General features: G+C 67.8%; 17 protein-coding genes. 7 read left to right on the top strand and 10 right to left on the bottom strand.

All coding sequences use genetic code 11. From position 1 onward, the window contains the following. Positions 1-9 precede the first annotated feature (9 nt). The 3 genes from ACUTAG_RS29225 to ACUTAG_RS29215 are packed head-to-tail and all read right to left on the bottom strand — an operon-like array spanning position 10 to position 5,850. Positions 10-2,070: a glycosyltransferase gene (locus ACUTAG_RS29225; protein WP_006386431.1), complete on the bottom strand. Its 2,061-nt coding sequence runs from the start codon at positions 2,068-2,070 to the stop codon at positions 10-12. Continuing rightward, a complete protein-coding gene (locus ACUTAG_RS29220; protein ID WP_020927536.1) occupies positions 2,067-4,547 on the bottom strand; it encodes a capsular polysaccharide biosynthesis protein in 2,481 nt (826 codons plus the stop codon). The genes ACUTAG_RS29225 and ACUTAG_RS29220 overlap by 4 nt, the downstream gene beginning before the upstream one ends. A 43-nt stretch (positions 4,548-4,590) precedes the next feature. Next, positions 4,591-5,850, bottom strand: a complete 1,260-nt coding sequence (locus tag ACUTAG_RS29215; protein WP_080981506.1) for a nucleotide sugar dehydrogenase — start codon at positions 5,848-5,850, stop codon at positions 4,591-4,593. Between the two features lie 307 nt (positions 5,851-6,157). Here ACUTAG_RS29215 and ACUTAG_RS29210 point away from each other — a divergent pair, with 307 nt between their 5' ends. Next, positions 6,158-6,577 carry a hypothetical protein gene (locus ACUTAG_RS29210; protein ID WP_446650422.1) on the top strand — a complete coding sequence of 140 codons (420 nt, stop codon included), beginning with the start codon at positions 6,158-6,160 and terminating at the stop codon, positions 6,575-6,577. Between the two features lie 71 nt (positions 6,578-6,648). On the opposite strand, the gene ACUTAG_RS29205 is transcribed toward ACUTAG_RS29210, so the two are convergent. From ACUTAG_RS29205 to ACUTAG_RS29185, 5 genes are all read right to left on the bottom strand, one after another. Continuing rightward, on the bottom strand, positions 6,649-7,149 hold the full coding sequence (locus tag ACUTAG_RS29205; protein WP_006386428.1) for a Dps family protein: 501 nt from the start codon (positions 7,147-7,149) through the stop codon (positions 6,649-6,651). A 117-nt stretch (positions 7,150-7,266) separates the two neighbouring features. Next, positions 7,267-8,217 carry a LysR substrate-binding domain-containing protein gene (locus ACUTAG_RS29200; protein ID WP_006386427.1) on the bottom strand — a complete coding sequence of 317 codons (951 nt, stop codon included), beginning with the start codon at positions 8,215-8,217 and terminating at the stop codon, positions 7,267-7,269. Between the two features lie 88 nt (positions 8,218-8,305). Next, the gene (gene recG / locus ACUTAG_RS29195) at positions 8,306-10,396 is read right to left on the bottom strand and encodes an ATP-dependent DNA helicase RecG (RefSeq protein WP_020927534.1); all 2,091 of its coding nucleotides are present in this window, start codon (positions 10,394-10,396) and stop codon (positions 8,306-8,308) included. Positions 10,397-10,432: 36 nt separating this feature from the next. Continuing rightward, on the bottom strand, positions 10,433-10,819 hold the full coding sequence (locus tag ACUTAG_RS29190) for a Rid family detoxifying hydrolase (RefSeq protein ID WP_006386425.1): 387 nt from the start codon (positions 10,817-10,819) through the stop codon (positions 10,433-10,435). Positions 10,820-10,953: 134 nt separating this feature from the next. Beyond that, positions 10,954-11,856, bottom strand: a complete 903-nt coding sequence (locus ACUTAG_RS29185) for a LysR family transcriptional regulator (protein WP_024068766.1) — start codon at positions 11,854-11,856, stop codon at positions 10,954-10,956. 91 nt (positions 11,857-11,947) lie between these two features. Between ACUTAG_RS29185 and ACUTAG_RS29180 the strand changes: the two genes are divergently transcribed. From ACUTAG_RS29180 to ACUTAG_RS29170, 3 genes are read left to right on the top strand one after another with little or no spacing between them, the layout of a single operon-like run. Then, positions 11,948-13,306 carry an acyclic terpene utilization AtuA family protein gene (locus ACUTAG_RS29180; protein WP_446650421.1) on the top strand — a complete coding sequence of 453 codons (1,359 nt, stop codon included), beginning with the start codon at positions 11,948-11,950 and terminating at the stop codon, positions 13,304-13,306. Continuing rightward, positions 13,303-13,686: an AtuA-related protein gene (locus ACUTAG_RS29175; protein WP_054444900.1), complete on the top strand. Its 384-nt coding sequence runs from the start codon at positions 13,303-13,305 to the stop codon at positions 13,684-13,686. The genes ACUTAG_RS29180 and ACUTAG_RS29175 overlap by 4 nt, the downstream gene beginning before the upstream one ends. Before the next feature lie 54 nt (positions 13,687-13,740). Further along, positions 13,741-14,718 carry a Bug family tripartite tricarboxylate transporter substrate binding protein gene (locus tag ACUTAG_RS29170; protein WP_316314201.1) on the top strand — a complete coding sequence of 326 codons (978 nt, stop codon included), beginning with the start codon at positions 13,741-13,743 and terminating at the stop codon, positions 14,716-14,718. Between the two features lie 106 nt (positions 14,719-14,824). Here ACUTAG_RS29170 and ACUTAG_RS29165 read toward each other — a convergent pair whose 3' ends face one another. After that, positions 14,825-15,601, bottom strand: coding sequence for a ferredoxin--NADP reductase (locus ACUTAG_RS29165; RefSeq protein ID WP_006388241.1), 777 nt, complete (start codon positions 15,599-15,601; stop codon positions 14,825-14,827). A gap of 299 nt (positions 15,602-15,900) precedes the next feature. Between ACUTAG_RS29165 and ACUTAG_RS29160 the strand changes: the two genes are divergently transcribed. The 3 genes from ACUTAG_RS29160 (at position 15,901) to ACUTAG_RS29150 (ending at position 19,549) form a co-directional block, all read left to right on the top strand. Beyond that, entirely contained in the window at positions 15,901-16,944 is a 1,044-nt protein-coding gene (locus ACUTAG_RS29160) for a Fe(3+) ABC transporter substrate-binding protein (protein WP_006388240.1), read from the top strand. 152 nt (positions 16,945-17,096) lie between these two features. Next, the gene (locus ACUTAG_RS29155; protein ID WP_054484415.1) at positions 17,097-18,767 is read left to right on the top strand and encodes an ABC transporter permease; all 1,671 of its coding nucleotides are present in this window, start codon (positions 17,097-17,099) and stop codon (positions 18,765-18,767) included. A 5-nt stretch (positions 18,768-18,772) separates the two neighbouring features. Continuing rightward, the gene (locus tag ACUTAG_RS29150) at positions 18,773-19,549 is read left to right on the top strand and encodes an ABC transporter ATP-binding protein (RefSeq protein ID WP_026383520.1); all 777 of its coding nucleotides are present in this window, start codon (positions 18,773-18,775) and stop codon (positions 19,547-19,549) included. Positions 19,550-19,664: 115 nt separating this feature from the next. Here ACUTAG_RS29150 and ACUTAG_RS29145 read toward each other — a convergent pair whose 3' ends face one another. Further along, on the bottom strand, positions 19,665-20,642 hold the full coding sequence (locus tag ACUTAG_RS29145) for a Bug family tripartite tricarboxylate transporter substrate binding protein (protein ID WP_020927529.1): 978 nt from the start codon (positions 20,640-20,642) through the stop codon (positions 19,665-19,667). Positions 20,643-20,903 lie beyond the last annotated feature (261 nt).

Below are 20,903 nucleotides of genomic sequence, written 5' to 3'. Positions count from 1 at the left end.
GGCGGGCGTTCAGGCCTGCATCAGGCGCATCGGCGGCATATCCATGCTCTCGTCGTTCTCCGACTCGGGCATGGCCGGCATGCACAGGCTCAGGAACTTGGCCAGCATGGCCTCCAGCGAGAACAGGGTCTGCGCCCGATGGCGGCTTTGCGCCCTCAGGCTCGCGTCGGCGCGCACCCGATCCACGATCGAGGCGACCTTGTCGCAGGCCTCGTGCAGGTCCGGATGTTCGACATCGCCCAGCAGGTGGCCGGTCTGGTCCTCCTCGAAACACTCGCCCGCCCCGCCGGCCGGCGTCGAGACCACCGGCACGCCGAGCAATTGGGCTTCGATCAGCACGTTGGGCAGGCCCTCGTAGCGCGACAGCAGCACCTTGGCATCCATCTGCGAATACCAGTAGCCCACGTGGTTCGACAAGCCGACCAGCAGCAACCGGTCCATCACGCACAATTCCTGCGCCAGCGCCACGATGTTCTCGTGCAGGCGGCCGTCGCCGACGATGACGAAGCGCGCCTGCGGACGCTGCTTCAGGTAGAGCGCCGCGAGCTTTATCCATAGTTGCGGCCGCTTGTCCGGCTCCAGGCGGAACACGCCGCCGATGGTCTCCGTCGCGTCGGCGGTGCTTTCCTGGAAGGCGCGCCACTTTTCCTGGTCCGTCGCCGCGGCATCGGTGGCCAGGTCCGGCACGCCGTTGTACAGCACGTGGAAGCGCACGATGGGAATGCCGAGCCACTCCGCGTAGGCCTCGGCGGCCTTGCGGCTGTTGCTGACGAAATGCACGCCGGGCACCTGCGCCAGCGCCTGGTACAGCTCGGGATACTCCTCGCGGAAGCGGTCCTTGCGGATGTTCGGCGGCAGGCCGCGGAACACCAGGTGGATGGTCGGCGCGCCGGCCAGCAGCGCCGCCAGGGCGCCGAACAGGCACGTGCCGTCCTGCCACAGGCTGACCACGTCGAAGGTGTTGGCGCGCAACACCGGCGCCAATCGCGTCACGCCGTAGTGGACCGGCGGCGGCAATTGTTCCAGCAGCCGGCTCAGGCTGCCGTCCGGCACCGACTGGTGGGCCACCGAGATCGCCGGCAGCTTGTTGATTTCCGTGACCGGAATCCGCGCCTTGACCAGCACCGACAGGAAGAAGTCCAGCCCCTGCTTTTTGGTGGAACCGGCCGGCTCGGTGTGCTGCTTGACCAGCACCTCGACTTTTTCCGGCTTCATCGGCACGTCGGCGGGCCGCGGGGCGGGCGTATCCGCCATGCGGGCCAGTTCCCCGGCCAGCCGCGTCAGCTGCCGTTCGGCGCCGCCGGGCCCCAGGCTGCCGGTCACCAGCGCGACCGAGACGGGCTTGTCGGGCGAGTATTCCGGAATCTGCCGATTGCGGAAATGCAGGATCGCATGCTTCATCGAGACGATCCTGATGTCCTTGCCGGCCAGCGCGGCTTCGGGCTCCAGGCGCTGATAGAAGGCGTAGTCGCTGGCCAGGCCGTCGGCCAGTTCCGCCGCCTTGCTGCCCGGCGCAAGATGCTTGGCCACGGGCGCGATGACGTCGAAGGCGTCCGCCAGCAGGCCGCGCTTGCGCAGGCGCTTGGCGAACTCGACGCGGATGTTGCGGTCCGTATGCTGCAGGATCAGCCGGCGGAACAGCTCGTCGGACTGCTCATGCGCGCGGATATCGCTCAGCAGCTTGGCGCGGGCGAACAGCCGCGACGGATTGTCCGTGGACTCGGGCAGGTGCCGCTCGACCAGCGCCAGCGCGTCGTCGACGCGGCGCTCCTTGACCAGCCGGGTCGCGCAATAACGCACGATCTCCAGGTCGTCCGGGCATTCCCGCAGCAGCGTGGCCCATTGCTCGGCCATGCCCTCGTTCAGGCCGGCCGCTTCCTTCAGCCGGAGCAGCAGGAAGCGCACCTTGGAGTCGGCCATGTGGCCGCGCGCCAAGGCTTGCGCGTCGACCAGGTTCGCCTGCGCCACCTGGACCCGTCCCGACGCCGCCACGATTTCCTCCAGCCGCGTCTTGACCTCCTGCAGGTCGGACGCGGTGTTCTTGCGTTCGGTAGTCAGTGGCGGATTCATGCGGCCTTCCTGCGGTTGGCCTTGTCGATCCACACCAGGCAGCGCTGGATGTAGTGGTCGTACTGGGCCGGATTGTCGGAACGTTCCTGGAGCGCGCGCCAGTAGGGCAAGGCCTGCTCGAAGCGGTGCAGCCGCATGGCGCCGACCGCGGCCAGGCGCAGGCCGATGGGATCGTCCGGCACCAGCTGCAGGATGCGCTCACCCAGCGCCAGGCGCTCGGTGGTGCTGGACGAGTCCAGCGCGCGCGATTCGGCGTACAGCACGGCCAGGATTCGCCGCTTCTCGTGGTCGACTTCCGTCATCTGCGGCCACGACTGCGCCACGCGCTCGAGCAGGTTCCAGGCCGCCTTGGGATCGCCCGCCGACAGGATTTCGCGGGCGCCGCGGATGGCGCGCGGTCCCAGCCTTCCCAGCTGGCGTTCGGCTTCCTCCTTGGCGCTCTGGTCGGCCGAGCCATGGGCCAGCACCATCTTGTAGGCGTCGATGGCCTCGCCGAACCAGCCGCCGTTGAACGCGACCCGCGCGAAATGCAGCTGCGTGCTGAAAGGCGCGGATTCGTTGGCGGCGGCCTGCTCCAGGTGCCGCATGGCGGTCTGCTTGTCGCCCAGCGCGTCGGCCGCGCGGCCGCGCATCGCATGCAGTTCCGGGAACTCGACGCCGGTGTCCAGCGCGATGTCGGTCAGGTCGATCACTTCCTTGTGGTTGCCCGCCACCAGCGCCGCCCGCACGCCCAGGCGCATGGCGCGCTCGAAGGCGCGCTGCGCGCGCACGCCGGCCAGGGCGTCGGGGTTGAGCAGGCGGTGCGCGCAGATGCGCTCGGCGGCATCGCGCAGGCGGCCTTCTTCCAGCGCCTGCGCGCCCTCTTCCGCCCAGGCTGTGGATTGCGCGCGCAGCCAGGCCGAAATGTCCTCCTGCTCGCTGTCGGCCAGTTTGCAGGACACGGCCAGCGCGGCGGCGGCCATGATGCATCCGCGCCAGGTCGCTTCCTTGACCAGTTCCAGCGCCTCCACGTCCTTGAGCGTGGGCGACTCGGACGCCAGCGCTCGCAGCCCCGTACGGTCCCCGGCGATCAACCGGTCGCGCCACAGCATGGCGAAGCTGCGGCCATGCGACGGAATCGCGGCGCGCACCTCATGGACCCAGCGCAGGGTGGCGTCCATATCGCTGCCCGCCTGCAGCAGCGAGAGCACGGTGTCGGCCGCCTCCGTGGCGGTCGCGTCCTGCGGCGCGGAAATGCGGAACAGCTGCTTCCAGTTGCCCAGGGCTTCGTCCACGAATCCCAGGTGACCGGCCGAAATCGCCGCGATGCGCACGATTTCCGGCGTCTCGATCTCGTCGCCCAGCAGGCCGGCGGCCAGCGAGTGCGCCAGGTCATAGCGACCCAGCTTGAAGTGGTTGCGCATCAGGATCTGCTCGGCCTTGCTGCCGGTGGCCAGCGTGCCGTCCGCGCCGCCCAGCAGCGCCAGCGACCCTTCGTAGTCGCCCAGCTCTTCCTGGATGCGCGCGAACAGCAGCGTGTGGTCGGGCAGGCCCGGATGGCGGCGCAGCACGTCGCGCAGGCGGCGCGAGGCTTCGCGCAGCTCGCCCGCGTCCCAGATCTTCTCGATGCGCTCCGCGCTTTCTTCGGCGCCCAGCTTGGGCACGCTCAACTGCGGGGTGGAGGCGCTCAGGCGCGGACGCACGAAGGTCTTGAACCACTCGGTATACAGGCGTTCGGCGAACAGCGGGGTGTAGTGCGTCAGGTCCAGCCCGCCATCTTCCATCGCGTCGGCCTGCCCGATCTTGTTCATCAGCGGCGTCGGATCGTAGCAAGGCACGCCGATGCGCTGGGCGCTGGCGGTCACCGCGGCGATCAGCTGGGCGCGTTGTTCGATCGGCACGTTGTCGGGCGTCATGGCGTTGACGTGCGTGACGAACACCACCTTGTCCCGGCCCAGCAGGTCGACCAGTTGCTGCATCTGCTGCTCGATCTCGTCGTCCGTCTGCTCACGCTTGACGATGCGGGCAAGCAGGTCCCGATTGTCCGCCGACAGGCTCTTGAAGACGGGATCCTGGTCCAGCCATGCGCGCCGCTCGGCGAGCCGTTCGTCGCTGGCCTGCGCCCAGAACGCGCGGGTGCGCGCCCGGTCGGCGAAGAACTCGCTGAAGTAGCGCCCCAGGTAGTTGGACTGGATCGGATAGCCGCCGACGGTCAGCAGCTTGCGCGAGGACAGCTCGACCATATACAGGTCGGCCGGCTTGTGCACGCCGCGCCGGGCCTGCTCGCCGTTCGACGGACGGAAGATCACGCGCTGCACGTCGGTGGGAATCTCGGCCTGGCCGAACATGAAGCGGGCCTGCTGCAGCGCCTCGGCGCTGGTGTGCACGAAACCGTAGTTGCGCCCGAGCTGTTGCTTGATCGGGTAGCGCGCCACGGCATCGCGCAGCGGGGTATGGATGCGGCAGGTGCCGATCGGAGCGATGGTAAAGGCTGTCATTCCGGGCCTCTCCTGTGTTTGATGGGTTGCGGCGGGCCTGGACTCAGAGCGTCCAGTACAACAGGTCGGACTGAAGCCGGCGGCTGTCCAGCACCGACTTCAGGTCGCACACCATGCCGCCGGCCTTGACCAGTTGCGGCAGGTCTTCCCAGATGGTGTCCATGGTTTCGCGGTGCGGCACGGCCAGGATCAGCACGTCCATGTCGCGGAACTGGTCGCGCTCCACCAGGCTGATGCCGTACTCATGGCGCATCTGTTCCACGTCGACCATCGGGTCGCAGGCCACCGGCGTGATGCCGTAGTCGCCCAGCGCGCGATACAGATCGACCACCTTCGAATTGCGGATGTCCGGCACGTTTTCCTTGAACGTCATGCCGAGGATGCCGACCCGGGTCGAGGCGTTCAGGCGACCATTGCGCGCCAGGGTCTGCACCACGCGCGAGGCCACGTGGCCCGCCATGCCGTCGTTGATGCGGCGGCCCGACAGGATGACCTCGGGGTGGTAGCCCAGCTCCTGCGCCTTGGACGTCAGGTAGTAGGGATCCACGCCGATGCAGTGGCCGCCGACCAGGCCGGGCGTGAACTTGAGGAAGTTCCACTTGGTGCCCGCCGCTGCCAGCACCTCGGCGGTGCGGATGCCGACCAGGTCGCAGATCTTCGACATCTCGTTCATCAGCGCGATGTTGATGTCGCGCTGCGTGTTTTCGAGCACCTTGGCGGCCTCGGCCACCTTGATGGAAGAGGCGCGATGCACGCCCGCGTCGATGATCTGCTCGTAGACGCCCGCGATAATCTCCAGCGATTCCTCGTCCTGGCCGGACACGATCTTGACGATCTTCTCCAACGGATGCTCGCGATCGCCCGGATTGATCCGTTCGGGGCTATAGCCGAGCTTGAAATCCACGCCGCAGCGCAGGCCGGATGCCTTTTCCAGCTCCGGACCGCAGATTTCCTCGGTCGCGCCGGGGTGCACGGTGGATTCGAAAACCACGATGCAGCCGGGACGCAGCACCGGGCCGATCGACCGGCAGGCGCGCACCAGCAGGGAAAAATCAGGATTGTTTTTCTCGTCGACCGGCGTCGGCACGGCCACGACGAAGAAATCGCACCCTTCCAATTCGCTCACCTGGTCGGTGAACTGCATGGGGGAAGCCAGCAATGCATCACGCTCGATCTCGCCGGTCCAGTCCTCACCCTCTTTCAGGCTCGTGATCCGCCGCTTGTCCACATCAAAGCCGACGACATCAAAACGCCTGGAAAATGCCACGGCCACGGGCAGGCCGACATATCCTAGACCGCACACTGCGATTCTCTTTACCACGGGGACCTCACTGTTTTCGTCGTGTCGAAGACACTAGAAACCGACACCCGGGCATTACCGAATCGATGCGGAATCGCATCGCATTTGCCTGCCCGGGGTGGACGCGTTGCTCAAAATTGATTACATCTCGATACCCCGTCATACGGTCGGGTAGCGAGCCAACGAATCGTAGGCCGGGCAGACAGCAAATTTTTTTCTAAAAGTTTTCGATGCTATGGAAATAAGTCGCCGAGGTCGTAATAAACGTGGGGAAATCCCTGAAATAATCTCTTTTCCAACACAATTTGAAATGAATGAGATCGTTTGTCTTGTTAGCAAATATATAAAGTCGTTTTCTTATCTTGGCTTAATAAAACTGCAAGGAATGAGCATTCGTTCGGGAGCAGCAGTAAGCGCCCTGGGACAAATGTCTTTATTGCAACTTCAAGTCACGGATAGCGTCCGAATTTCCAAAAAATATCGTGCTAGAAGGGAATCGAAAATAATCACGCCGATTGACCATTTCCAAAGGCCGTGGCATATGCGCCCGCGAGTGGCGTACCCGGAAATCTGTCCTGATATTGAAATGACTTCCACCGATGACAGGCCGGTGGATTACACATTCGAACAAGTGCGCCAAAGGGTGGCCGCCGATCCGCGCATATACCCGCCCCGCCTTCCGGATAATGCGCCCGGCGTCCCGGCGGGAAACCGGAGCGCGGCCGCATGAAAAAGCCCCCGGGAACCGCGAGGTCCCCGGGGGCTTGGCATGCCGCTGGCGCCGGCCAGGCGCCGCCCTGCCTATTGCAGCAGGCTGCGCAGCATCCAGGCGTTCTTTTCGTGCACGTCCAGGCGCTGGGTCAGCAGGTCTGCGGTGGGCTGGTCATTGGCGGCATCGGCCTTCTCGAAGGCGGCGCGGGCCGTCTTGGCGACCGATTCGTTGGCGTTGACCAGCAGGCGCACCATCTCCAGGGCTTCCGGCACGGACTCGGGCTCGGCGATGGACGACAGCTTGGCGTATTCGCGATACGTGCCCGGGGCGTAGTGGCCCAGCGCGCGGATGCGTTCGGCGATGCTGTCCAGCGCGTTCCAGGACTCGGTGTACTGGGTCATGAACATCAGGTGCAGCGTGTTGAACATGGGCCCCGTGACGTTCCAGTGGAAGTTGTGCGTCATCAGGTACAAGGTGTACGAGTCGGCCAGCAGCTTGGACAGTTCACCGGCGACGGCGGCGCGGTCCTTGTCCGAAATGCCGATGTTGATGCGCGGAACGCTGGGGGTCTTCTTGGAGGACTTTGCCATTGCTAGCTCCCTGTGGGGTTGGTAGACAAAACGAGGATAACACCGCGATTGCGACAATCCGGCCCAAACGCCGGCCGGCGCGAGGCGGCTTGATCGAGCGCAAATGCGCTCGCAATTTCAATCCTGCACGGCCGCGGCTTCGTCCGACAGCATCCGCACGCCGGGCAGCTCGCATTCGTACACCGCCTGGGCCAGCGCCTCGATCGCCGCCAGCCTCGGGAAGCTGCGGCGCCAGGCCAGCACCACGCGGCGCTCGGGCACGTGGCCCTCGAACGGCAGGTAGCGCAGCAGGCTGTTGGACGGCGGCTGCTCCGGCACCGCCGTCACCGGCAGCACCGTCACGCCGATGCCCGCGGCCACCATGTGGCGGATCGTCTCCAGCGAAGAGCCCTCGAAGGTGCGCTGGATGCCGTCGCTGGCGGCCGAGAAGCGCGACAGTTCCGGACACACCTCCAGCACCTGGTCGCGGAAACAGTGGCCGCTGCCCAGCAGCAGCATGGTCTGCTGCTTCAGGTCCTGCGCGTCGATCGATTCGCGCTGCGCCAGCTCGTGGTCTTGCGGCACCGCCACCACGAATGGCTCGTCGTACAGCGGCTGCATCACCAGCCCCGCTTCCGGCAGCGGCAACGCCATGATGGCGCAATCGATCTCGCCCTGGCGCAGCAGCTCCACCAGCCGCACGGTGAAGTTCTCCTGCAGCAGCAGCGGCATCTGCGGGGTGCGGCCGATCTGCACCGGCACCAGGCGCGGCAACAGATACGGGCCGATGGTATGGATCACTCCGACCCGCAACGGGCCGGCCAGCGGGTCGTGCCCCTGGCGCGCGATCTCCTTGATGCTGGCGCTCTCTTCCAGCACCTTCTGGGCCTGGGCGACGATGCGCTGGCCGATGGGCGTGACGCCCACTTCGGCGCCGCCGCGCTCGAACAGCGTCACGCCCAGTTCGTCCTCGAGCTTGCGGATTGCCACCGACAGCGTGGGCTGGCTGACGAAACAGGCCTCGGCCGCCCGGCCGAAATGGCGCTCGCGCGCCACGGCCACGATGTATTTGAGTTCGGTCAGAGTCATGGTGGACTACGCCCCCGGGGGTTGAGCGCGCGCCCGGCGGGCGGCGCTGGAAAATGGGAAGGTCATGGTGGCATTCATCCGCTGGGGCCTAGGTGCGCAGGAAGTCTTCCCTGCCCCGCATCCAGCGGGCCAGGTGCGCCTCGACGGCGGCGGGATGTTCGGCGCGCAGCCAGACGGCGGCATCGCGCGCCTGTTCGGCGATCTCGGCGTCGGTTTCCAGATCGGCAAAGCGCAGCAGCGCCATGCCCGACTGGCGCGTGCCCAGGAATTCGCCGGGGCCGCGCTGCTCCAGGTCGCGGCGCGCGATCTCGAAACCGTCCGAGGTTTCGAACATGGCGCGCAGGCGTTCTCGCGCCACCTGCGACAGCGGCGTCTGGTAGAGCAGCACGCAGACCGATTCGGCGGTGCCCCGCCCCACCCGGCCGCGCAACTGGTGCAGTTGCGCCAGGCCGAAGCGTTCGGCGTGCTCGATGACCATCAGCGAGGCATTGGGCACGTCCACCCCGACCTCGATCACGGTGGTGGCCACCAGCAGGTCGATCTCGCCCTCGCGGAACGCCTGCATCACCGCCGCCTTCTCGGCCTGCGGCAGGCGCCCATGCACCAGGCCGATGCGCAGGTCCGGCAGGTCCACCCGCATGCCTTCGTAGGTATCGACGGCGGTCTGCAGTTCCAGCGCTTCGCTTTCCTCGACCAGCGGACAGACCCAATACGCCTGCTGTCCGCCGCGCGCGGCCTGCGCGATGTGGGCGATGACTTCCTCGCGGCGCGCGTCCGACACCAGCTTGGTCAGCACCGGCGTGCGCCCCGGCGGCAGTTCGTCGATCACCGACACGTCCAGGTCGGCGAAGAAGGTCATGGCCAGCGTGCGCGGGATCGGCGTGGCGCTCATGTTGAGCTGATGCGGCACGATGCGGCCGCGCACCGTCTCGCCCTTGCGCGTCAGCGCCAGCCGCTGGCCGACGCCAAAGCGGTGCTGCTCGTCGACGATCGACAGGCCAAGGCGCTGGAATTCGACATGGTCCTGGATCAGCGCCTGCGTGCCCACCACCAGTTGCACGCTGCCGTCGGCCGCGGCGGCGGCGGCCTCGCGGCGCGCCTTGGCCGTCAGGCTGCCGCTGAGCCAGGCGACGTTCACGCCCAACGGCTGCAGCCACGACACCAGCTTGCGGAAATGCTGTTCGGCCAGGATCTCGGTGGGCGCCATCAACGCCACCTGCGCGCCGCCGGCGATGGCCTGGGCCGCGGCGATGGCGGCGACCACGGTCTTGCCGCTGCCGACGTCGCCCTGCAGCAGGCGGTGCATCGGGTACGGCCGCGCCAGGTCCGCCGAGATCTCGGCCACCACGCGCTGCTGGGCGCCGGTCAGCTTGAACGGCAGCGCCTGGTACAGTCGGTCCACCAGGCCGCCCGGCTCGTCGCGCACGGGCAACACCTCGGCCTCCTTGACCCGGCGCGCGGCGCGCGCCGCCGCCAGCGACAACTGCTGGGCCAGCAGTTCATCGAATTTGATGCGACGCCAGGCCGGATGCACCCGGTCCAGCAGCGCCGCTTCGGATTCGCCCTGCGCCGGCGTGTGCAGCGCGCGGATCGCCGGCGCGAACGGCGGCAGGTCGTAGCGCGCCAACGCTTGCGGCGGCAGGGTATCGGACAGGTCGGCGCGGTCGAGCGCCTGGGCGATGGCGCGCCGCAGCGTCAGCTGCGGCAGGCCCTCGGTACTGGGATAGACCGGCGTCAGGGCGGTGGGCAGCGGCGCGTCGGCATTGGTCAGGCGCGGATGCACCATCTCGCGTCCGAACAGGCCGCCGCGCACCTCGCCGCGCGCGCGCAGCCGCTTGCCGACACTGACCTGCTTTTGCTGGCTGGGATAGAAATTCAACCAGCGCAATTGCAGTTCGCCGCTGTCGTCCGCCAAGGTGGCGGTGAGCTGGCGACGCGGCCGGTAGAGCACTTCGGATTTGGTGATCTCGCCTTCGACCTGGCCGGCGAAGCCGGGGCGCAACTGGCTGATCGGGATCACCCGGGTCTCGTCCTCGTAGCGCAGCGGCAGGTGCAGCACGAAGTCCTCGGGCAGCACCAAGCCCAGGTTACGCAGCTTGCGCTCCGTATCCGTCATGGCTTTGCCGGCGCCTTTGGTATCGGCGCCGGATCGCTTGGTAGCCACGGCCGCGGCCGGCATATCGGGATGAAACCCCTGGGAAAACGCGTGGTGGCGTTACAGGACCAGGATGGCCTCGACCTCGAACTGGGCGCCCTTGGGCAGGCTGGCCACGCCCACCGTCGAACGGGCCGGGAACGGCTGCGGAATCAGCTCGGCCATGATGGCGTTGGCGGCGGTGAACTTGCCCAGGTCGGTCAGGAACAGCGTCAGCTTGACCACCTGGTCCAGCGTGCCGCCGGCGGCCTCGACCACCGCGGTCATGTTGGCGAACGCCTGGCGCACCTGCGCATCGAAGTTCTCGGAGACCAGGTCGCCGGTGCCGGGTTCGAGGCCGATCTGGCCCGACAGGTAGACGGTCTTGGTGCCGCTGACGGCAACCGCTTGCGAGTAAGGGCCGACGGCGGCGGGCGCGGCGTCGGTATGGATGATTTGCTTGCTCATGGGCGGAATCCTTCTGGTGACGGATAGCTACAACTATCGGATTTTAATCGGCAATAGGGTTTTGCGAAAGGCTCATGCGAGCCGACCCGAGCCTTCCATGTTACCCACACTTCACGGCGCGCAAGGGCAATCCGTCATCGGAACGCCGCGCCGATCTCCGCCCGGCTGGCCCACAGCAGGTCGTACAGCGCCTGGGCCGCCAGCGGCAGGCTGCGCCCCTGGCGCCACACCAGGTACAGCGGCCGAAGCAGCGCCTTGCCCGCCAGCGGCACGATGCGCAGGTCCGGCCCGCCGAAATGGAACAGCGTCATCGCCGGCACCACCGCCACCCCCAGGCCGGCGCGCACCAGTCCCGTGACGGTCGCCAGGTGCTCGACCTCGAACACCGGCGGCGGCGCATCGGCGCCGAAGGCCGCATCCAGATGCTTGCGCACGCTGCTGTTGCGCGCCAGCTGGATCACCGCATGGCGCGCCACGTCGCGCAGCCGCACCCGCGCCATCGCCGCCAGCGGATGGTCGGCGCGGCACACCAGGAAATAGCGGTCGGCGTGCAGGAACTCGCTGTCCAGGTCGCTCATGTCCGGCCGCCTCGACGCCACCGCGAAATCCACCTGGCCGTCGCGCACCATGTCCAGGCACGGATCGAGCAAGGCGTCGCGCAGGTCCACCGCGATGCCCGGATGCTGCTCGCGGAACCGCGCCAGCAGCGGCGGCAGCCAGCCCGCCGCCAGCGACGGCAGCGCGGCCAGCGCCACCCGGCCGCGGCGACGGGCCGCGTGGTCGCGCAGGTCTTCCATTACCAGGTCCATGTCTGCCAGCAGGCGGCGCGCCGAGGCATCCAGCACGCGCCCTTCCGCCGTCAATTCCACGTTGCGGGTATTGCGATCGAACAGGCGCAGGCCGGCGCTGTCTTCCAACTGGCGGATCAACGCGCTGAAGGCCGGCTGCGTCAGGTGGCAGCGCTGCGCGGCGCGGGTGAAGTGCCTTTCGTCGGCCAGGGCCACGAAAGCGCGTAATTGGCGGGCGGATAGATTCATGGCTTTTCTGGATTAATTGATCCGATATTTCTATTTTACGGATGATCGGACGCTGCCTATAGTGGGCTTCGGCTTCCCCTACGCGACTTTTATGCCTTCCTCTCCCCTGCTCATCGGCTGCGCCTCCGGCTTCTCGGGCGACCGCAGCGACGGCGCCGCCGCCGTGGTGCGTACGCTGGCCGCCCGGGGCGGCGGCACGCTGATCTTCGAAACGCTGGCCGAGCGCACCCTGGCGCTGGCGCAACTGGCGCGCAATGCCGACCCCCGCCGCGGCTTCGAACCGTTGCTGGACGAGCTGGTGGCGCCGGTGCTGGCCGACTGCCTGCGCCACGGCATCGCCATCGTCAGCAACTTCGGCGCCGCCAACCCGGTCGGCGCCGCGCGCCGCATCGCCGAGCTGGCCGCGCAACAGGGCTTGCCGGCGCCGCGCATCGCCGTGATCCATGGCGACGCCCTCGACACGCCAGACCAGCGCGACCTGCTGCGCCAGCGCCTGGGCGCGGCGCTGGACGGGGTCGAGGTGGTCAGCGCCACCGCGTACCTGGGCGCCACCGAGATCGCGCAGGCGCTGGCCGCCGGCGCGCAGATCGTCGTCGCCGGCCGCGTCGCCGACCCGTCGCTGACACTGGGTCCGGCGCTGGCCCACTTCGGCTGGCGCCACGATGACTGGCCGCGCCTGGGCCGCGCCACCATGGCCGGCCACATGCTCGAATGCGGCCTGCAGGTCACCGGCGGCTACTTCTGCGTGCCGGGCCTGAAGGAAGTGCCGGACGTGCATGCCGCGGGCTTTCCCATCGCCGAGATCCACGCCGACGGCGAGTTCGTCATCGGCAAGGCCGCCGATACCGGCGGCATGGTGGACGCCCGCACGGTCAAGGAACAACTGCTGTACGAGGTGCACGATCCCGCGCGCTACCTGACCCCCGACGTGACCGCCGACCTGAGCCAGGCGCGCGTCGAGGAACTGGGCCGCGACCGTGTCGCCGTGCGCGGCATCACCGGCCACGCGCGCCCGGCCGAACTCAAGGTCAACGTCTGCCACCACGGCGGCTGGCTGGCCGAGGCCGAAATTTCATACGCCGGCGTGCAGGCCGAGGCGCGCGCGCGGCTGGCCGCCGACATCGTGCGCCAGCGCATCGGCCCGGCGCTGCGCCTGCGCGCCGACCTCATCGGCGCCATCAGCATCCTGGACAACGACGCGGGCGCCCTGCGGCAGGACCAGGCGGCGGGACATGCCCGCGATGTCCGCCTGCGGATCGCCGGCGAGCACACCGATCGCGCCATCGCCGAGCGCGTGCTGCGCGAAGTCACCGCGCTCTATACCTGCGGCCCGGCGGGCGGCGGCGGCGTGCGCACGGCGCTGCGCCCGCGCCTGAACATGGTGTCCTGCACCATCCCCCGCGATGCCGTGCCCAGCGGCTGGCGCTTCCTGGACGAGATCCCGCAATGAATACCCCGTCGATGACCGTCCCCCTGTACCGCCTGGCGCACAGCCGCTCCGGAGACAAAGGCGACACCTCCAACCTCAGCCTGATCGCCTGGGACCCCGAATGCTATGAAGTGCTGGCCGCGCAGGTCACCGAGGCGCGCGTGGCCGCCTGGTTCGCCTATCGCCAGCCGGCCCGCGTCACCCGCTACCTGCTGCCGACCCTGCACGCCATGAACTTCGTGCTCGAAGGCGTGCTGGACGGCGGCGTCAACGACGCGCTCAACCTGGACGCGCACGGCAAGAGCCTGTCTTTCCGCCTGCTGGACATGACGGTGCCGGTCAGCGCCGCGCTGGCCGCCCGCCTGCCCGACATTCCGGAGGACCGTCCCGCCCCCGCCTGACCCCGCCGCACCACCACGACAACAACACACACAACACACGACAGGAGACACATCATGCGCTTTACCCTCAAGGGCCGGCTGGCCCTGCTGCTGGCCGCCATGCCGCTGACCGCCCTGGCCCAGGGCGCCGCCGCCAACGGCTTTCCGACCAAGCCCATCACCTTCATCGTGCCGTTCGCCGCCGGCAGCGCCACCGACCAGATCGGCCGCGCCATCGGCCAGGGCGTCACCGAGCAGACCGGCCAGGCCGTGGTGATCGAGAACAAGCCCGGCGCCAGCGCCATGATCGGCGCCGCCGCCGGGGCCCGCGCCGCGCCCGACGGCTACACGGTGCTGATCACCACCAACACCACCCACGCCGCCAACGAGCACCTGTACAAGACGCTGACCTACCACCCGGTCAAGGACTACGCGCCGATCTCGCTGCTCGGCAAGGGCGGCCAGATCATGGTGGTCAACCCCAATTCCGCCGCCAAGTCGGTCGGCGACTTCCTGGCGCAGGCGCGCCAGTCGCCCGGCAAGCTGAGTTTCGGCAGCGGCAGCTCCAGCAGCCGCATCGCCGGGGAACTGCTGCAGCAGATGGCCGGGGTGCAGTTGCTGCACGTGCCCTACAAGAGCAACCCGCTGGCCGTCACCGACCTGCTGGGCGGGCAGATCGACATGATGATCACCGACACCGCCACCGGCCTGCCGCAGGTCAAGTCCGGCAAGCTGCGGGCCCTGGGCGTGACCGGCCAGGCGCGCTCGCCGCTGGCGCCGGACGTGCCCACCATCGCCGAATCCGGCGTGCCGGGCTACGAGATGGGCTATTGGTTCGCGGCCTACGCGCCGGCCGGCACCCCGCCGGACGTGGTCAAGCGCCTGAACGAACTGCTGGTCAAGGCCACGCAGAGTGCGCCGGCCAAGCAGTTCTACGCCCAGACAGGCACCGACCCGGCCAGCTCCACGCCGGACGAGCTGGCGCAGTTCCAGCAGGCCGAGTCGAAGAAGTGGGGCGACATCATCAAGAAGGCCGGCATCCAGCCGGAATGACCGTCCCGGGCGGCTGCGCGCCGCCCTGCTGGCGCCTTTCCCGCAGAAACAAAAAGCCCCGTTGCAGATGCGACGGGGCTTTTTGCTGGAGCGGATGAAGCGCGACTTATTTGTCGACGAAGGCGCGCTCGACCACGTAGTCGCCCGGCTGGCCCACGCCCGGCGACACCACGAAACCGCGCTTGTCCAGCATGGCGCTGATGTCGGCCAGCATATGCGGGCTGCCGCAGATCATGGCGCGATCGGTTTCGGGGTTGATCTGCGGAATGCCGATGTCTTCGCACAGCTTGCCGTTTTCCATCAGCTCGGTGATGCGGCCCTGGTTGCGGAACGGCTCGCGCGTGACGGTCGGGTAATAGACCAGCTTTTCGCGCACCACGTCGCCGAAGAACTCGTTGTTGGGCAGTTCGTTCTCGATGAAGTCGGCGTAGGCCAGCTCGCTGACCCAGCGCACGCCATGCACCAGGATGACCTTGTCGAAGCGCTCGTAGACGTCGGGGTCCTTGATGATGCTCATGAAGGGCGCCAGGCCCGTGCCGGTGCCGAACAGGAACAGGTGCTTGCCGGGCTTGAGGTCGTCGACCACCAGCGTGCCGACCGGCTTGCGGCTGACCAGGATGGTGTCGCCTTCCTTCAGATGCTGCAGGCGCGAGGTCAGCGGACCGTTCTGCACCTTGATGCTGAGGAATTCGAGGTTCTCTTCGTAATTGGCGCTGGCGATGCTGTACGCCCGCAGCAGCGGCTTGCCTTCGACTTCCAGGCCGATCATGACGAAGTGGCCGTTGTGGAACCGCAGGGCCGCGTCACGCGTGGTGGTGAAGGAGAACAGGGTGTCGTTCCAGTGGTGCACGCTCAGCACGCGCTCGGTATTGAAAGCAGCCATGTCGTATCTAGTAAGGGCGGAACCAGGGGTCGACGGGAAACCGCGACGGCCTCGGCTCGTTCCGCGAGGGGTTCGCCATGGCGCACAAAAGACGCGCCCGGCATTAGGGTTGTCCCTATTCTACAGGGACTTGATGATAATTGCTCTCATTATTCCGTAATACCCTTATGCCGTATTGATGGGGATCAAGGGTCTTATGCACAGTCTTACATTGAGTTGAATACGATAAAACTTCCTGTTATCGTCCCGCTCTGACTTGATAATCATTTTCGTTAGCAGACCGCTTTGCTGGAGTCCCTATGTCCAAGCGTCCCCAAATGACCACCCTGCTGCGCGCCCTGGCCCTGGCCGGCGCCGCCGCCTTCGCCGTCCCGGCCCACGCGGCCGAGGAAGTCAGCCTCTACACCACCCGGGAACCGAAGCTGATCCAGCCGCTGCTGGACGCCTTCACCAAGGAAAGCGGCATCAAGGTCAACACCGTCTTCGTCAAGGACGGCCTGCTCGAACGCGTCAAGGCCGAGGGCGCCAAGTCGCCCGCCGACGTCCTCATGACGGTCGACATCGGCAACCTGCTCGACCTGGTGGATGGCGGCGTGACGCAGTCGATCAAGTCGCAGACGCTGGAATCCGTCATCCCCGCCAACCTGCGCGGCGCCGATGGCAAATGGTACGCCCTGTCGCTGCGCGACCGCGTGCTGTACGTCGAAAAGGACCTGAAGCTGGAATCCTTCCGCTACGAAGACCTGGCCGACCCGAAATGGAAGGGCAAGGTCTGCATCCGCTCGGGCCAGCACCCCTACAACACCGCCATGGTCGCCTCCATGATCGCCCATGACGGCGCCGAGGCCACCGAGAAGTGGCTGCGCGGCGTCAAGGCCAACCTGGCCCGCAAGGCCGCCGGCGGCGACCGCGACGTGGCCCGCGACATCCTGGGCGGCATCTGCGACATCGGCCTGGCCAATGCCTACTACGTCGGCCACATGAAGAACGCCGAGCCCGGCACCGACGCCCGCAAGTGGGGCGACGCCATCAAGGTGGTCCGCCCGACCTTCGCCAACGAAAAGAGCGGCGGCACCCACGTGAACGTCAGCGGCGCCGCCGTGGCGGCCCATGCGCCCAACAAGGCCAACGCCATCAAGCTGCTCGACTTCCTGGTGTCCGAGCCGGCGCAGGCGCTGTACGCGCAGGCCAACTACGAGTACCCGGTGCGCAAGGGCGTCAAGCTCGACCCGGTCATCGCCAGCTTCGGCGAACTGAAGGTCGATCCCCTGCCCCTGACCGAGATCGCCAAGTACCGCAAACAAGCCAGCGAGCTGGTGGACAAGGTCGGTTTCGACAACTAAACCGCAGCCAGGCGGCGCCCACGGGCGCCGTCTCGCGGCACTCAGGCCTGCCCTCGCTCGCCCGGAAAACACCCGGACGGGCGACGGCAGGCCTTGACGCTACTATAGGCGCCGCCCGCGCGGCGTCTTCCCCGCAGTAAACCTTCTGAAGCATGCATACAGATTCCCTGCCCCGGCCACTGCGTTTGCGCTGGGCTGAACGCGGCGCCGGCTGGCTGGCCGGCGCCGCCCTGATCGGCCTGGCGGTGCTGGCGCCGGTGCTCACCCTGGTCTGGTGGGCGCTGGGCGGCGATCTGTCGCACTGGCGGCACCTGGCCACCTACGTGCTACCGCAGGCGCTGGCCAACACCGCCGTGCTGCTGGCCGGCGTCGGCGTGCTGGTGACATTGCTGGGCACCGGTTCGGCCTGGCTGGTGACGGCCTACGAATTCCCCTCGCGGCGCGCCTTGACCTGGGCGCTGCTGTTGCCGCTGGCGGTGCCGACCTACATCATCGCCTTCGCCTATCTCGACCTGCTGCACCCGATCGGCCCGATCCAGAGCGGCATCCGCGCGCTGCTGGGCTACGACAGCCCGCGCCAGTTCCGGCTGCCGGACCTGCGCTCGATCTACGGCGCCATCTTCGTGCTGGGCTTCGTGCTGTATCCCTATGTCTACCTGAGCACCCGCGTCATGTTCATGACGCAGGCGGCCAGCCTGCTGGAAGCGGCCCGCACGCTGGGCGCCGGCCGCTACGCCGTGTTCTTCCGGGTGGCGCTGCCGCTGGCCCGGCCGGCCATCGTGGTGGGCGTCAGCCTGGCGCTGCTGGAAACCCTGAATGACATCGGCGCCTCGGAATTCCTGGGCGTGCAGACGCTGACCGTATCGGTCTATACCACCTGGGTCACGCGTTCCGATCTGGCCGGCGCGGCGCAGATCGCGCTGACCATGCTGGCCATCGTCATCGGCCTGATCCTGCTTGAGCGCCATGGCCGCAAGCGCCAGCGCTACGCCAACACGCAACGCATGCGGCCGATGCAGCCGCGGCGCCTGCGCGGCGCGGCCGCCGTGCTGGCGGCGGTGCTGGGCTGGATTCCCGTGGTGGTCGGCTTCGTCGCGCCGGCGCTGTACCTGGTGGTCGAAACCTACAAGCGCCTGCACCTGGTGGGCGGCGTTTCCAACCAACTGCTCAACGGCTTGGGCAACACGCTGATCGTGGCGTTCAGCGCCACCATTGTGACGCTGCTCTGCGGCCTGATCGTGGCCTGGGCCGGCCGCACGCTGCGCGAAAGCGCCGGCTTCAATCCGGGCCGCGCCTGCGCCCGCGTCGCCAGCCTGGGCTACGCCGTGCCGGGCACCGTGCTGGCCATCGGCCTGCTCACGCCCTTCGTCTGGATCGACACCGCGGTGGCCAAGGTCTTCGGCGGCAGCGGCCTGTTCCTGATGGGTTCGATGGCGGCGCTGGTGTGCGCCTATGCCATCCGCTTCCTGGCCATCTCCACCGGCGCGCTCGAAGCCGGCCTGGCGCGCATTCCGCCGTCGCTGGAACAGGCCTCGCGGCTGCTGGGCGAAAGCTCGGCGGGCACCTTGCGCCGCGTCCACCTGCCGCTGCTGCGCCCGGCGCTGGCGGCCAGCGCGCTACTGGTGTTCGTGGACGCCATGAAGGAATTGCCGGCCACGCTGCTGCTGCGGCCCATGAATTTCGACACGCTCGCCACCTGGCTCTATGCCGAAGCGGCCCGCGGCACCTACGAGGAAGGCGCGGTCGCCGCGCTGGCGATCGTGCTGGCCGGCCTGCTGCCCGTCATCCTGCTGGCCCGCACCAATCTGAAAATGGGACATTGAACATCGTGCCCGAACTGCTTGAACTCGATCACATCTCGCTGGCCTACGACACCCCCAAGGGCCTGCGGCCCGTGGTGCAGGACCTGACGCTGGGCCTGCCCGCCGGCCACATCGGCTGCCTGCTGGGCGAATCCGGCTGCGGCAAGACCACCGTGCTGCGCGCCATCGCCGGCTTCGAACCGGTGCGCGCCGGCCGCATCCTGCTCGATGGCGCGGTCATTTCGTCGCCCGCCGAACAGGTCGCGCCGGAAAAACGCCGCGTCGGCATGATGTTCCAGGACTACGCGCTGTTCCCGCACCTGTCGGTGGCGCAAAACGTTGCCTTCGGCCTGCGCCGCCTGGAACGCGCCGAGCGAGCGCGCCGCGTCGAAGAGATGCTGGCCCTGGTGGGCCTGGCGCACGCCGCCAACAGTTATCCGCACGAGATCTCCGGCGGCCAGCAGCAGCGCGTGGCGCTGGCGCGGGCCCTGGCGCCCTCGCCCGACCTGCTGCTGCTGGACGAGCCGTTCTCGAATCTGGACGTCGACACCCGCGAACGCCTCGCCTTCGAGGTGCGGGAGATCCTGAAGACCACCGGCCACACCGCCATCCTGGTGACGCACAACCAGGCCGAGGCCTTCGCCATCGCCGACCGCATCGGCGTGATGGCGGCCGGGCGCATCGCGCAATGGGACACGCCCTACAACCTGCACCACCACCCGGCAGACGACTTCGTGCGCGACTTCATCCGCCGTGAAGCGCTGGTGGAACAGCGCGAGCAGGTGTTTGCCCGCGGCCGCTGATCCGCCAGCCGGATCGCCGCTCCCGGAACATGGGCGCGACACGCGGTGATCGCGCCCGCAGTCAGCGCTTGCGACCGGTTCGGCCAACCGCGCGGCGCGCGCCGACGACGGCCGATCAGTCGGCCGACAGCTTGACCTTCTGCGACAGCGCCTTGAACGACTCGTATTGGCTGCGCGTCAGGCGCTCCACTTCCGCCGGCGTCGAGCCATAGGGCATGAAACCGGCTTGCTCCAGCTTGTCCTTGACGTCCGGCATCGCCAGCGCGGCCTGGAAGGCTTCGCTCAACGCGTTGGTGATTTCCGCCGGCATCCTGGCCGGGCCATAGACGGCGAACCACGGATCCACCACTGCCCCGCCGTAGCCCAGTTCGGCCAGCGTCGGCACGTCCGGCAGCGCCGGCGCGCGCTTGCTGCCGGTGACGGCCAGCGCGCGGACCTTGCCCGACTTGATGTGCGGCAGCGAAGCCGGCAGATTGTCGAACATGATCGGCAGATGGCCGCCCAGCAGGTCGTTCAGCGCCTGCGCGCTGCCCTTGTAGGGTATGTGCTGCATGCCGGCGCCGGTGAGCTGGTCGAACATGACACCGGCCAGGTGCATCGAGGTGCCGGTGCCAGGCGTGCCGAAGGCGGTGCCAGGATGCTGCCTGGCGTAGGCCACCAGGTCCTTGACGCTGTCGGCCTTGAGCGACGGGCCGGTTTCCAGCACCACCGAGGACGCGCCCAGCATGCTGATGCCGGTGAAGTCCTTGGTCGGGTCGAACGGCATCGACGGATAGACGAAAGGATTGAGCGCATTGGTGGAGATGGCGCCGAAGCCGATGGTGTAGCCGTCCGGCGCGGCCTTGGCCACCGCATCCATGCCGATGTTGCCGCCCGCGCCGGGACGGTTCTCGACGATGACGGGCTGGCCCAGTTTCTCGGCCACCTTGGCGCCGGCGGTGCGCGCCACCAGGTCGGTGGTGCCGCCGGCGGTGTACGGCACGATGAACACGATGGGCTTGGCCGGATAGCCGGCGGCCTGCGCCACGGCGGCGCCGTGGACCAAGGCCAGCGCGGCCAGGCCGCGCAGCGCGTTCAGGGTAAAACGTTGCATGATGTCTCCATCCCGATTGTTATCACGTTAGGGATGCGCATCATACTGTGTGGCGCAATTCAGACGCCATGAAGAACGAAATCGCGGTTCTTCGCGCGCGCCCCGATCCATCAGCCGCGATCGGTGATACAGTGCCGACTTCCCGGCAAGCGGCGCCTCGATTGCGTCCCGGCTTCGCCAGCCCCGAGGCGCCGCGCCCGATGCGCGGCCCCGCCCATACCCACCGACTGCACAGGAGGAAAGCACCATGCAACAACAGAC

The organism is Achromobacter sp. CSND-B12 (assembly GCF_052906545.1).
This window is presented reverse-complemented; position numbering and strand designations above follow the sequence as displayed.

Excerpts from the sequence above, each read along its gene's own strand:
- ACUTAG_RS29175 (WP_054444900.1), top strand. The coding sequence starts at position 13,303 with ATGAATACCCCGTCGATGACCGTCCCCCTGTACCGCCTGGCGCACAGC.
- ACUTAG_RS29155 (WP_054484415.1), top strand. The coding sequence starts at position 17,097 with ATGCATACAGATTCCCTGCCCCGGCCACTGCGTTTGCGCTGGGCTGAA.
- ACUTAG_RS29200 (WP_006386427.1), bottom strand. The coding sequence starts at position 8,217 with ATGACTCTGACCGAACTCAAATACATCGTGGCCGTGGCGCGCGAGCGC.
- ACUTAG_RS29210 (WP_446650422.1), top strand. The coding sequence starts at position 6,158 with ATGAATGAGATCGTTTGTCTTGTTAGCAAATATATAAAGTCGTTTTCT.
- ACUTAG_RS29185 (WP_024068766.1), bottom strand. The coding sequence starts at position 11,856 with ATGAATCTATCCGCCCGCCAATTACGCGCTTTCGTGGCCCTGGCCGAC.
- ACUTAG_RS29205 (WP_006386428.1), bottom strand. The coding sequence starts at position 7,149 with ATGGCAAAGTCCTCCAAGAAGACCCCCAGCGTTCCGCGCATCAACATC.
- ACUTAG_RS29160 (WP_006388240.1), top strand. The coding sequence starts at position 15,901 with ATGTCCAAGCGTCCCCAAATGACCACCCTGCTGCGCGCCCTGGCCCTG.
- ACUTAG_RS29225 (WP_006386431.1), bottom strand. The coding sequence starts at position 2,070 with ATGAATCCGCCACTGACTACCGAACGCAAGAACACCGCGTCCGACCTG.
- ACUTAG_RS29165 (WP_006388241.1), bottom strand. The coding sequence starts at position 15,601 with ATGGCTGCTTTCAATACCGAGCGCGTGCTGAGCGTGCACCACTGGAAC.
- recG (WP_020927534.1), bottom strand. The coding sequence starts at position 10,396 with ATGCCGGCCGCGGCCGTGGCTACCAAGCGATCCGGCGCCGATACCAAA.
- ACUTAG_RS29220 (WP_020927536.1), bottom strand. The coding sequence starts at position 4,547 with ATGACAGCCTTTACCATCGCTCCGATCGGCACCTGCCGCATCCATACC.
- ACUTAG_RS29190 (WP_006386425.1), bottom strand. The coding sequence starts at position 10,819 with ATGAGCAAGCAAATCATCCATACCGACGCCGCGCCCGCCGCCGTCGGC.
- ACUTAG_RS29180 (WP_446650421.1), top strand. The coding sequence starts at position 11,948 with ATGCCTTCCTCTCCCCTGCTCATCGGCTGCGCCTCCGGCTTCTCGGGC.
- ACUTAG_RS29170 (WP_316314201.1), top strand. The coding sequence starts at position 13,741 with ATGCGCTTTACCCTCAAGGGCCGGCTGGCCCTGCTGCTGGCCGCCATG.
- ACUTAG_RS29145 (WP_020927529.1), bottom strand. The coding sequence starts at position 20,642 with ATGCAACGTTTTACCCTGAACGCGCTGCGCGGCCTGGCCGCGCTGGCC.